General features: G+C 46.9%; 10 protein-coding genes and 1 pseudogene. 3 read left to right on the plus strand and 8 right to left on the minus strand.

Going from position 1 to position 12,157, the window contains the following annotated elements; all coding sequences use genetic code 11:
* Window positions 1–138: 138 nt before the first annotated feature.
* Window positions 139–468 carry a hypothetical protein gene (locus GXX95_03885; protein ID NLT37285.1) on the minus strand — a complete coding sequence of 110 codons (330 nt, stop codon included), beginning with the start codon at window positions 466–468 and terminating at the stop codon, window positions 139–141.
* Window positions 469–1,116: 648 nt separating this feature from the next.
* On the opposite strand from GXX95_03885, the gene GXX95_03890 reads away from it, so the two are divergent.
* Together GXX95_03890 and GXX95_03895 are read left to right on the plus strand one after the other, a co-directional pair.
* Window positions 1,117–1,902: a methanol--corrinoid methyltransferase gene (locus GXX95_03890; protein NLT37286.1), complete on the plus strand. Its 786-nt coding sequence runs from the start codon at window positions 1,117–1,119 to the stop codon at window positions 1,900–1,902.
* A gap of 14 nt (window positions 1,903–1,916) precedes the next feature.
* Window positions 1,917–3,320 (plus strand): methanol--corrinoid methyltransferase, encoded by a 1,404-nt coding sequence (locus GXX95_03895; GenBank protein ID NLT37287.1) that lies wholly within the window; start codon window positions 1,917–1,919, stop codon window positions 3,318–3,320.
* Window positions 3,321–3,604: 284 nt separating this feature from the next.
* On the opposite strand, the gene GXX95_03900 is transcribed toward GXX95_03895, so the two are convergent.
* From GXX95_03900 to GXX95_03930, 7 genes and pseudogenes are all read right to left on the minus strand, one after another.
* Window positions 3,605–4,390, minus strand: a complete 786-nt coding sequence (locus tag GXX95_03900) for an ATP-binding cassette domain-containing protein (GenBank protein ID NLT37288.1) — start codon at window positions 4,388–4,390, stop codon at window positions 3,605–3,607.
* Window positions 4,391–4,530: 140 nt separating this feature from the next.
* Window positions 4,531–5,907, minus strand: a complete 1,377-nt coding sequence (locus GXX95_03905; protein NLT37289.1) for a hypothetical protein — start codon at window positions 5,905–5,907, stop codon at window positions 4,531–4,533.
* Window positions 5,908–6,491: 584 nt separating this feature from the next.
* Window positions 6,492–6,677: a hypothetical protein gene (locus tag GXX95_03910; GenBank protein ID NLT37290.1), complete on the minus strand. Its 186-nt coding sequence runs from the start codon at window positions 6,675–6,677 to the stop codon at window positions 6,492–6,494.
* A gap of 219 nt (window positions 6,678–6,896) precedes the next feature.
* Complete coding sequence (locus GXX95_03915; protein NLT37291.1) at window positions 6,897–7,934, minus strand: DNA methyltransferase; 1,038 nt, start codon at window positions 7,932–7,934, stop codon at window positions 6,897–6,899.
* A gap of 340 nt (window positions 7,935–8,274) precedes the next feature.
* Window positions 8,275–8,661, minus strand: a complete 387-nt coding sequence (locus GXX95_03920) for a hypothetical protein (GenBank protein ID NLT37292.1) — start codon at window positions 8,659–8,661, stop codon at window positions 8,275–8,277.
* A gap of 211 nt (window positions 8,662–8,872) precedes the next feature.
* Window positions 8,873–9,151 carry a hypothetical protein gene (locus GXX95_03925; protein ID NLT37293.1) on the minus strand — a complete coding sequence of 93 codons (279 nt, stop codon included), beginning with the start codon at window positions 9,149–9,151 and terminating at the stop codon, window positions 8,873–8,875.
* 795 nt (window positions 9,152–9,946) lie between these two features.
* Window positions 9,947–10,213: pseudogene (locus GXX95_03930) on the minus strand (restriction endonuclease).
* A gap of 125 nt (window positions 10,214–10,338) precedes the next feature.
* On the opposite strand from GXX95_03930, the gene GXX95_03935 reads away from it, so the two are divergent.
* Complete coding sequence (locus GXX95_03935) at window positions 10,339–11,970, plus strand: SIR2 family protein (protein NLT37294.1); 1,632 nt, start codon at window positions 10,339–10,341, stop codon at window positions 11,968–11,970.
* Window positions 11,971–12,157: the final 187 nt, after the last annotated feature.

Raw genomic sequence — 12,157 nt, forward strand, 5'->3', positions numbered from 1 at the left:
AGTGATCTCGAAGAAGGCGTCGACGAGCGATCTGGTGCCTGGATTTAAAATGTGTTGCATCCATTAAGGATGAGTTGGATTATACATCCAATAGGTACTTAAACAATGAATGCATTCAAGGAATTAGCAACTATCTCGTCACTCCTCGAAAACCACACATATGCTCTTTGCTTTCTGAGCATATCTCTTAGATATCAGTCCAGCTTCCATCCACACAGCATTGAAAACGCCCGCTGGTACAAGACAGGTAGGGGTCAGATTGGATTCATGGGCTAGTTCCATGATCCCTGAATCCCTTAGGGAGACATACTCTTCCCTGTGTAAGGGTTTGATCAACTTGCCAAACTTACGGACTTCGCGGCAAGTAGAGCGGATCCTTACGTTCACAGTGCCATCCTCTTGAATCTCGGCATCAATCAGCGCCTTGTGAGCGCATATGGACATATCCACACGGACCCTGGATACCATTTATTTCCCAATAATGGGTCAAAGGTTTAAGGATGATATTTCTATTGATAATAGTATCAAGATATTAACAATCGAAAATTGGAATTCGATTTCCGAAGATGTCTGGCCACTGATGACTGCATTCATAGGTTCGGTAATACGGATGAAAAGAGATTATTGCATTTAATGTAGGGAAAATATTCAGTTTCCAAGGAAAGAATGCCTATAAATATAAACTTCAGCCTACACGTTATGGAGACATCGGATTCTTTCACATAATGTAATACTACTGGCCAATGCAACAATTTGTATGAAGAGCCAACATTTTTTTATATATAATTTCTTAACTATTTTCCTTATATTCTACAATCATAGAATCAATTCTTACAACCGGGCATCACCTTTATATTGTTACGCGGTAACTAGAGTAATAGAGTGCGAGCATAGTATCCTTATAGTCCTTAGAAGGCATCTTGAGCCAGATGCTTTCGGGGAAACATTGTTGCAGTTTAGCAGATGTACTACTTTTATTTTTTGTTCAATATAATTTTGCTCTCTATAAAAGTAAAAATCTCGACTACTGTTTATATACTCTTTTCGAATTTAGGAATTGAGCGGTTCGGAATCTGAGTTAGAGTCCGGACTGTCAGACAAGAGGAGAAAGGGAAAATGCTAGACTTCGACGCAGTAAATGCAGACAAGATCTTGACTCGTTATGACATCAAGATGGAGTCTTCGGAGAAGCCAGAGACCATCGCTGCAAGGATCCTTCCGAAGGACCCTGCTCTGAAGAAGGTCGCTGAGGATGTTATGAACTTGAAGGGCAAGCTCATCGAGGATGATGTAAAGGCCGCCCTTAAGTCCAACGCCCCAGAGATGGTTATTCAGGATGGCCTGCTGAAGGGAATGGATGTTGTTTCTGAGCTTTATGGCCGCGGTATCTACTACCTGCCCCATGTCATGGTCGCAGCTGACGCCTTCGACAAGGGAATGAAGCTCGCCGAGGGAGCGATGTCCACTGAGAAGAAGACCAAGGGAACCGCCGTCATGCACGCCGCTGAGGGTGACCCCCACGACATTGGCAAGAACATCGCCGCTGTCCTTCTGAAGTCCAACGGCTACAAGGTCATCGACCTTGGCAGGGATGTTCTGGTCGACACCGTTGTTGACAGCGTCCTGAAGAACAAGCCGAACTTTGTGACCGGCACTGCTCTGATGACCACCACCATGTCCGCGTTCCCCAGGATCACCGCGAAGTTGGCAGAGAACGATGTCCACCTTCCGTTCATCGGCGCCGGCGGTGCTGTGAACAGAGAGTTCGTCGAGTCCTTCGACATGGGCGTCTACGCTGTAGCTGCCAAGGATGGCCCGCACCTCGCCGCAAAGATCGTTGACGGCTGGAGCTGGCACAGGCTTAGGGAGAAGTGGGACGACATCATCGCGGGGAAGATCTAAACGAGGTGAAAAAAATGGCACTGAAGAATTTCACAAAGATGGAGTACGGCTCCGCAGATGAAGTCGTGTTCGGCGACGCGAAGTACCCGTTGTCCTACGGCCTTGGCCTCAAGGTCGGCGCTGGGTTTGTCTCCCCTGAGATAAACTTCGCTCCCAGGCCCGGAACTGAGAAGACCCCCGAGAGACTGACCAAGGAGTACGTCGACTACATCACCGTCGACATCATGAACCGCGCCGTCACCCTCGGTTTCCCCTCCCTCCAGCTGGAGAACGAGTGGATTCACCAGATGGGTAACGACCCCAAGAAGTACGCTGCGCCGGTAGTTGCTGGCCAGAAGGCGGTCATGAAGAAGTTCAACGAGGAGTACGGCGTCGCGTGCGCTATCCGCCACACCTGCGCTGACCCCAGGCTTGCTGAGATGGGCCTGAGGGAGGGCATGGACAAGACCCACATGTACCCCGAGAAGACCATTGAGTCCTTCGAGGTCGCTGCCGAGAACGGCGCCGATGTGCTGTCTTGCGAGACCATGGGAGGCAAGGAGGTCGCTGACTACGCTGTCGTCAGGCAGGATATCCGCGGATGGCTGTTCGGTATCGGCTACCTCGGCTCCCTCGACATGGCGTGGATCTGGCCCCAGATCGTCGACATCGCCAAGAAGAACAAGATCGTCCCCGGCGGTGACACCAACTGCGCAGGCGCGAACACCTCGATGTTCATGGCCGGCGGTTACCTCGACAAGGATATCCCCAGGACCTTCTCCGCTGTGACCCGTATGATCGCTTCCGCCAGAACCCTGGTCGCGATCGAGGCTGGCGCCACTGGACCTGACAAGGACTGCGGCTATGAGGGACCCGTTCTGAAGTGCATATCCGGACGCCCGTCTGCCCAGGAAGGCAAGGGTGCCCAGGACGCGCACGCTGACCTGATGGGTAACCTGATGGCTCACACCTGCGACCTGTGGTCCAACGAGTCCGTTGAGTACCACTCTGAGTTCGGTGGATCCTCTGTCCAGTGCTGGCTCGGTGTTATCGGCTACGAAGCTGCCCTGATGAACGCTGCCAAGCAGCTGAAGCAGGACAAGACCCTGAGGGACCTCTATGTCGCCTCTGACAGGTTCAGGTGCCCAGAGGGCTTCTGTATCTGCTTCGACAACGCCTACCAGATCGGCCAGGCAATTGTCGACAACGGCAAGAGCTACTACCTAAGGGCCAAGGCTGCCGGTCTGAAGGCCGCGGAGCTCGTTCAGGCGTCCAACGACAAGAACAAGCTGAAACTCAGCAAGCAGGAGAAGGACACCCTGAACAAGATCCTCACCGACCTGAACTCCCTGCCGGACGAGGAAGGCAAGTTCGTTGACTGGGCGCTGAAGGAGTACAAGAACGTACAGGCCTTCAACCCCAAGAACTACGAGCTCTAAGCGCATAGCTTAAGCCTAGTTCCCTCCAAACCCTTTTCTTTAAACTCTTTCCCTCACATTTTTCTGTTTTGAACAGTTTTAAATTTATTAGATGAGAGAATGTATCTTTGCATCTTCCTGCGTGGCACTCTAACCACGATTAGGACGAGCTGTTCTTCATTAGGAGCAGGAGATGCGTGAAGGTTAGGAAGAATAAATCTTGCTAGTAAGTGAACGGATCACCTGGACGCGAAGAGCTGATTCAGATAATAGATCATTTTTTACATTTCAGGTTCTGTTCCCAACTACGACCAGGCGAAGAAACGATCATCGTCTTTTCTTAGACTGACATTCACGCCGTAAAGAAAGGATAAAATATTCTCATTGAGAAGGTCCATCCCCCCGTCCTTGAAGATGCTGCCGTCCCTCATCATTATGACCCGTTCGATCTCGGGGATGATATCAGAGGGATCGTGGGTGACCAGTATGATGGTCTTGCCGCTCTGCGCAAGCATGCGCATGGAAGACCGGACACTGCACTTACCAGTCAGGTCCAGAGAGCTCATCGGCTCGTCCAATATCAGGGCTTCAGGCTCGTTGACCAACGCTCTTGCTATTAGCACTCTGCGGGCCTCGCCCGTGGAGAGAGTCGACATCGTTCTCCTCGCCAGATGAGAGATGCCTATGCAGGATAGGGACCTGACCGCCGCATCCCTCATGCCTTCAGTAACTTCCTGAGATCGGTTGGTCCCAACAGAACCGAAATATCCGGATATCACCGCCTCAAGTGCGGTGAGGTCACGGTAGAATTCGTGCTGAAGGTCGCCCGAGACGGTCCCGAAGGCACGGCGGACATCGAACAAGGACCACTCCTCCTTGCCGCGTATCCTTACTGAGGCCCCTTCTACCGATGTGTCGAATCGGTTGTCCCCGATCATCGTCTTGATCAGTGAGGACTTTCCCGAGCCGTTCGGCCCAAGTATCACTACCCTCTCCCCACTGTCGATCATGAGATCCACATCATGAAGGATGGTGGCGCGACCCTTGGTGATGTTGACCCTCTTCATCTCTATGACTGGATTGAGTGGCATGCTCCCTCATCGTTGACGGACTATTTATCAGAATTTGGACTCGGAACGGATCTTAAAAACGGCGACGTCTGCCCATGGGATAAAAAAGGAGGGAAGGGGAGGCCGTTAGGCCTACGTTGGTACTCGGACTAGACATAATCCTAAGGTTTCTTCTTTCTCAACAGCAAGAAGCCTGCAACGCATACCACAGCCACAGCCACTACCCCAAGGGCTATAAGGAGCATCTGGGGGATGCCACCCTCGCCGGAAGAAAGGGTCTGGGATACCTGATCATAGGTCTGTTCCTCAGTTACCTGGCCGATGATGGTGTCTGCAACCTGCTGAGCATCTCCCACCGGTATGGACTTCATATCGAAGGTCATAGAAATCTCATACATGGCTGGTGGAGTGTGGAACTCTATGCCTGCAAGGTAACCCTTTTCCGGATAGTACCATAGCTGAAGATAGTTCTCCAGGGAGGCGTTCCTGAATCCGAACTTGTTGATATCGATCGTCCCGTAAACGGGATCATCGATCGTGGCTTGCCCTAGGCAGCTGAACTCAGGATTAACAGGCACGGAATCTATCTCCAATGTCCCATTGTCCACAGGGATTCCAGAACCGCCAGGGTTATAGATCTTCGCTAGGTCGACGGGGAATCCGGTTATCCCCGACTTCGCCAGATTCTCACTGAAGATCATATCGGTTATGTTCGATGGAAGTCCAGCAACGTTGAAGGCGCCGGTCCAGCTGAAGGACCCATTCAGGTAGCAGGTCTGCTCCCATAAGTCTCCTGTTGAGGGGTTGTCCTTGATGACCGGTAGATAGGGCTCGAAGTCCAGACTGCCTGACATCGATAGGTCCAAGGTAACGGGGCTTTCGAACGAGTCGTAGGATGTGATGTTTATCGTGTCGATATCGTTCATCCAATCATAGTCATAGGTTGTGTTGGCGTAGTTATCCATGTTCACGTATCCCCTGGCGTAGGCCGTCATCTCCATGTCAATGGATTTCATGGCCATGGTGCTCTTCTCCAGGTGGATGACATAGGTGCTGTTGGAGGCCGCCGCAATCTTGGTGTCGAAACCGAAGGTACCGTCCGCGGTCGTCGCCTCGCTGATGTTAAGGATATTATCAGGGTTTTCGGAATAGCCTTCATCCCAGTCTGTTATATAGAGACCGGGCTGGACCAGCTTACCATCAAGGGACAGTTTGGCCGCCAGAGAGATGTTGCTGGCCACGGTCATTGTGACCACGTACTCGTCGGAGGTTACTTCGGTCACCTCGAAGATGGCGACCGTTCCGGTATAGCCGGACATTCTCGCGTCGTTCAGCTTGGCGTCTCTCAACCAGGATGTCTCGTCAGCGAAGACCAGCATGCCGTTTGTGGTCTCAAGGTTGAGTCCAAGATTCCTCTCGCCCTTCAAGGCGAACTTATCACCCTTGTTCCAGGAGGCGAAAGAAGCCTCGGAGTCAGAGGTCACAAACAGGATCGTGAATGTGGCACACACTACCATGAGGGCCACAAGCCCGATCACGGCAGGTCTGGCTGTCCGATTATTAATAGTCATATCAAAAAATATAATGAGTTGTATTCATAATACTAACCGTCTGAAAATCAACTTAGGTAATACCAATGAGTGATAAGTGACTAATGGCTGACAGAACTCCTTCCAAGAGGTCTGGCTAACCCGTAACTACTAGATGAGTACCTAGGGAGGATGAAGAAAAAACTCATTTTTCAAATTTTCATTACTTGATAATAACACAGTCAGTCACTGCATGATGTTGTGAGTGGAGTTGGGGCCGTTCATACCAGCATCGCCCCCCCTTCCTTCTATCAAAATACCCTCGTTCTCTTCTATGGTTCCGATGCTGTCAATGGATATGCGGCCTCATCCTTGAGGGATAGATAAAATCGCATGATTCTAATTAAGATTTAATATTTTTTACCCAGATGAGTATCGTATGAGCAGGTTTGTACCGTTCTTGGATAAATCGGCTCTGCGTCAGAACACCATTCTTACGAACCTTCTGATCATGCCATAGGAAGGAATGATGCCTACTTGCAAGGTGAGCGTAAGGTTATGACATGTTGAAAATGTGCGTGATAATAAATGGATCAGTCGGTACCGCTCATCCGCTCTATTACTCTCTTGGCCTCTGAGAATGCCGAGGCCCTCTCGTACTCATCGCATAGATACGCGATGGTCGCAAGAGCGTTCAGGTATTCTATGGCCTTGCTCCTGTCGATTAGTCTCCCTTCCCCCGATTCCTCAAAGTGAACGGTGGTCTCTATCTGTGGCATCCCATAACCTAATGGTTTTGCATGTATATAAAACACTATTTATTTTGAATTCTAAATTTTTAATGCAGGCCATAAGCTCGACCGCAACGTCCATACCAGTAGAAAACCTCGATCATATAAAAAGATTGAATAAATCATGTTGATGGGATAAGAATACGGAAGAAAAAGATCGTGTATTGAAAGATGATGTAAGATCGGGACTGAAACATATCTTAAATCCTAGGTGTAGCCGATGATCAAAAGCTCACCGTTCTTACGCTCCACCTTCTTGCTCAGCACGTACTTGTACTCCTTCCTCACAACTTTGACCACACTGCAGTACTGACCCACGATATCGCAGATCGTCCTCTCACTGGGTATGCCCGGCGATCTGTAGGATATGACCATAATTCGATCACTAAACTTTCTTATCAGCTGATCAAAGGCCCCTCCGATCTCGTTCCTATCTGTCCAGGGCGTTCTACCTACCATCAACCTACGGTGCTTGGAACCCATATCGATCCGCGACCGCCAATTATCATAGTCAACCATCCCCTCGAGAAAATGATAGAACTGTGCATAGTCCACTCCTACGCCCCCATCGGATAAGTAGGGGGTGTCGATGTAAACCAGATCCGTGTATTCGAGGAGGTCGAAGGCGTCCTCGTTCATCGCCTTGTTCTCACGGCCGTTAGAGAACACGGCCTGATCGAACTCCTCTGCGAACCTTGAGAAAAAACCAGCGAACTCCCCATCCCAGGTGGTCTTGTTACCAAAGGAGCGATCGACCTCGGCAAATCTGACGTAAAGGTTCTTCCGATGGAACAGATTGAACGGCCTTTTGACCAGACAGGCTTGCCCCAATGCCGAATAGGCCAGAGCCCTTTTTATCTCATCATCGAGATAGGAAATGTTCGTTAGGGCCATGTCCAGGAAGGCATTTTCCTCATCCGTATAGTAGATATCTTTGAACGTATCCTGAACGAAAGTGGGGTAGTCTATCGAGGGATCGTTGGTGAGGACCATTCTTATGTCTTCATCGCTCAGCGTGACGGCATCGTTCTGGATCAGAGAAAGCGCGATCTGATGGTTGAACTTGAGAATGTCATTAGATACGATCCTTTTTCCATGCTGTTTTACATGGTAACCTACTGATCCGGTGCCGCTGAAGGCGTCGAGAAAGCTATCGAAGGACAGGTCCTTTATGGAGTCCCAGATCCACCCTACTAGCTTTTGTTTCGAGCCCTGGTATCTCGTGGAGGGGAACCGATGTTCCATACCAGAGATATCAGGGATGACCGACCGCACCGCCACCTGTCGCAGAATGGCATGGCCAGATAAGAATGTGGTGACCTGAGCATTCACATTCTGGTGTTCTGTCCGCTGTGGCTTCCCTTGATGCTACTTAAGGCCACATGGATATCTGTTATGGACGATCGTTCAAAGGTTTCTGAGCCGGTATCCTTCCAGGAGGCATGTCATAGCTCAATAGAACATCTCCACCTGGTACGATGATAAATGACGTTATTGGTCAACGCAGAGGAGACCCCTCGAAAATGCTCTTCTTTTGTGAGCTCAACCATTCTTCGACCTCTCTTCAGCACCGACTTCGTGACGTCTAGTGCTTCAGGTCTTCTTTCATGAGCAGATATTGTTCCCTAGTGATCTCTCCAAGCACATATCTCTTATCCAGGATCTCGAAACCGCTCAATTGATCTTCGTGGTTCGCTGGAAGATCTTTTTCTTTTCCTGTTCTTTCGAAAGCTAATGGAACGCCTTTGGAGTTCCATTCCTTGTAGCTCTCGATCCGAGCTTTCTTCTCTTCTTTGGTCTCGTACGTGAAACCGTATGTACCAATTAGTATGCCAACAGCCAATAACGCCATGGACAATAGTATCAGCATCCCTCTGACATCATCCGGAGTGTTCGAAAAACCTATGACGCCCAGTCCGATGATCCCGATGATGGAGATCCCACATCCTGCGAAAAAAAGACCTTTCTTCAATCTTTTCCCCATCGTCCATACTGTTATTGGAAACTTAATGTTTTACCATCTAACGTTGGTACGTTCTCGCGATGTCCTACCTAGCATGTGGGTCCAGGGACCCATTACTACTCTTTGAATGTTCATCGATCCAACGAGAGAAAGGACTGTCGAGTCTAGCTCCATTTTGGTTTTTTAATCAATGTCGGGCTGCCGACAATTCCGATCTCATTCATTTATCGGGCTGTAGCTTATCGATCAGGCTGTCTATGAGGTGCGTCAATCGGTCCATCTCCTCCGACAAGCGATCGGCTTCCCCCACGAGCACCTCAGCGGTCTTACTCAAAGACTCATCCTCAACCTGCTTCGCAAGGAGCCGAATACCGTGCTCTGCTCGCCTTATTGCATCTCTCTTGTTCTCGTAGTCCTTTATCTGTTTGATGATCCGCCTATTATCCTTGCTCAAAGGAATATTGAGTTTTCCTATGACTATCTCAATTGGGCTGGCCATGATGAGCAATGTTGATTATCGCCTAAAAAAGGTCCTGTATCAGTAACATGTTTTGATTCTGGACACGGTCTCCTCGACCCACGATCGCGATAGAGAACAGACATCCCGGATGCCTCAGACAGTATGCACCTATCTGAGGCCCTAGAGAAAGCTACTAGCAGGCCGAGGGATAGATAATAGGTAAAAATGAAGGGAAAAGTGGTGGGTCTGTCCGGACTTTCAACACCGACTATCCAGATAATCATTCCAGGTTTCAATAACGGCATTTTCGTCCTTTGAGGTTTGCTGGACAAACTCTTTCAATATTTTTTATATCCTCCTCTTACAAGGTTTATCATTTTGTCTGGTGTGCTGTTTATTACTAATCATATTATTTCTTTTTAAAAAAGATTATACCAAGTCGTTAAGTTGTTATTTTTCAATATTATTCTACACACTGGCTATCCAGTAACGACCTACTTTTTTTAAGCCGTTATCGAGTCGTTAGGCCGTTATTGAGGCATCAATCATCTCGGATTGGACTCTTAACCTCCGAGACATAATCATCAAATGCATACCGAACACCGTGGGCGCTCGCAAGAATATTCCTCTTCCACCGAACTAGGACACCACAGCTCGCATATGGTGCCTCTAGCAACATCTGCGAGTCACAGGACCTTATCCTATTATCAACGCCGCAGGCGGGGCAAGCTAATCGCTTGGTGATGTGCTGAGGGTTGTAACGCATGAAGAAATGAGCGTGCCTCTCCTTGACGCTCGTTGCGGTGGGATGTGCCCGAAAGTATTTGTTGCCAGCTACCACTGAGTGAAATAGTCGTCATCAATTTTCTTAAGCTCGTATTTATCGATGACAGAGACGCCCACATTGTTCTCGATCATCAGATCAGCCAGTTTTTCACCATCTATCAATGCCATCTCCATATCTGTCTTAAAAATAAATTGCTCCGCCTCCCTGGTGAAGGATAATGTCGTGATGAAGATGCCCTTATTCGCACCTTGCCAAGCCAACGCTCCGACGAATTTATGGACCTCAGGCCTTCCGACGACATTATCGGGCTGCCATCCTTATACAGTGAATTTGTTAAAAAAATTAAAATCAGAATAATGTATGGATGGATGACGAATGAAGTTAGTGTGATGATAAATCGCAAACAAAAATATGTCTACACTGAAGAACATTTCCTTCTATGCCCTCGGAGGAAAAGTTAACAATATTTAATTTTGATAAGCCACCCATTCTTTTAATTGGTTCTGGGATTACGCGCAGATATTTGAAAAATTCTCCTGACTGGAAAGGACTCCTTCAGATAATCGCAAACAGAATGGAGATTAATGAGGGTAGACTTGTAGCCTTCAGGCATACAGCCAGGCATAACTGTATCCCAGAAATAGGAGAGTATCCAAGATTGGCAACGGAATTAAATCTTTACTTGAATGAAGAAATAAAGAGTGGACGTATCGATCCTCAAAGGCTATTTAATGAAAAAGAATATGATTTATTCATCAAGGGAATAAATCCTATAAAAATTATTGCGTCATCGGCCCTGGAAGACCTTGAAATGACGGATGATGAATCTTTATTAGATGAGATAAATATATTTAAAAAATTAGTAGATATAATCCCATGTATTGTGACAACTAATTATGATTGTCTTATTGAAGACGCCATATTTGAAAGGAAATTTGCAGTATATTCACGAGTGTCAGATTACTATCTTTCTGGTTCTCAGGGGATAGGTGAGATATTCAAGATCCATGGAACGTTAAAAGAACCTAGCACCATCATTATTAATGAAGAGGATTACCAAGAATTTCGAGACAGGTCAAAAATCGTCTCGGCTAAACTTCTCTCCACGTTATGTGACTATCCAATGGTAATTCTGGGATACCAGTTAAATGATGGAGATGTTAAGGATATTATTAATGACCTAATTTCGTCCTTGGATGAAGACAAATTTCATGAAATTGAGAAAAATGTAATTTATATTTCTTATATGCCAGGAGAGTTAGGATTTATAAAGACCACGACGAATTTTGACTATAAAGGAAAAAGACTCGCAATATCCTCTTTAAGCACTGATAATTTTAAAGCAATATTTCAAGAATTATCGGAAATGATACCTTCTGCATCACCGTCGAAAATCAGAAAACTGAGACAATTGGTAAAAAAAATCATCGTTGTAGGGAGTTCTGCGGAAAGCAAATATGGGCTGATAGGAATAGATGACATATCTCCTGAAAAATATGACAAGCTCGTTGTAGCAATTACAGATGAAAATTATTTGCGCGCGTTGAAGGAAATACCAATCTTCACATCCGATAGCATGGTAAATAGCGTCTTATCTGGGGATTCGGAATATGATTCAAAAGCAGTGGTAAAATATTTCCAAGACTCTAAAAGAACAAGGAAAAGTGAATACGCTCCAATTTTCCATTACCTTAGAGAATCTGGTATGCCAAAAGAAGACTACGGTCCATACTTAACCGAATATATCGAAGAGAAGAAAAAACAGTATAGAGATAAGCTTGAGAACTACATTCCATCCACATTCCGATCTGTCATAAGATCGATAAATGTGAAATCATTGGACGATGTAGACAGAGCCATATCTTCAGTGGCAGAATACGCAAAACCCCTCCTGATTATGTATTATTACCAACAAGAAGCGATTTCTGAGGAAGAGGCGTTAATAATGCTACGCAGAATAAGTGACGAGTGGAAGAGCCGACCAGAAAGTGAACTTACTGGAAATTGTCGATCAAATTTTAAATGTGCAATCACATACTTAGCCTTCAAAGAAATGGGGCTAGAAAATTAAATGTGCAGGGACCTGCAGACAAATCATAGTGAAGTGGAGCTGCAGGTATGCATTGGTCAAATTACTAATGTAGAATCTCCATTTTATCTTTTGTGTATTAATCCTCAATATCTACAATGATTATTTCTTTTTCAACTGTTTTACTATTTTTCATATTCTCGGACAAGGGTTGCTATTTCCGATATAT

It is taken from the genome of Methanomassiliicoccus sp. (assembly GCA_012719175.1).
GTDB lineage: Archaea > Thermoplasmatota > Thermoplasmata > Methanomassiliicoccales > Methanomassiliicoccaceae > UBA6.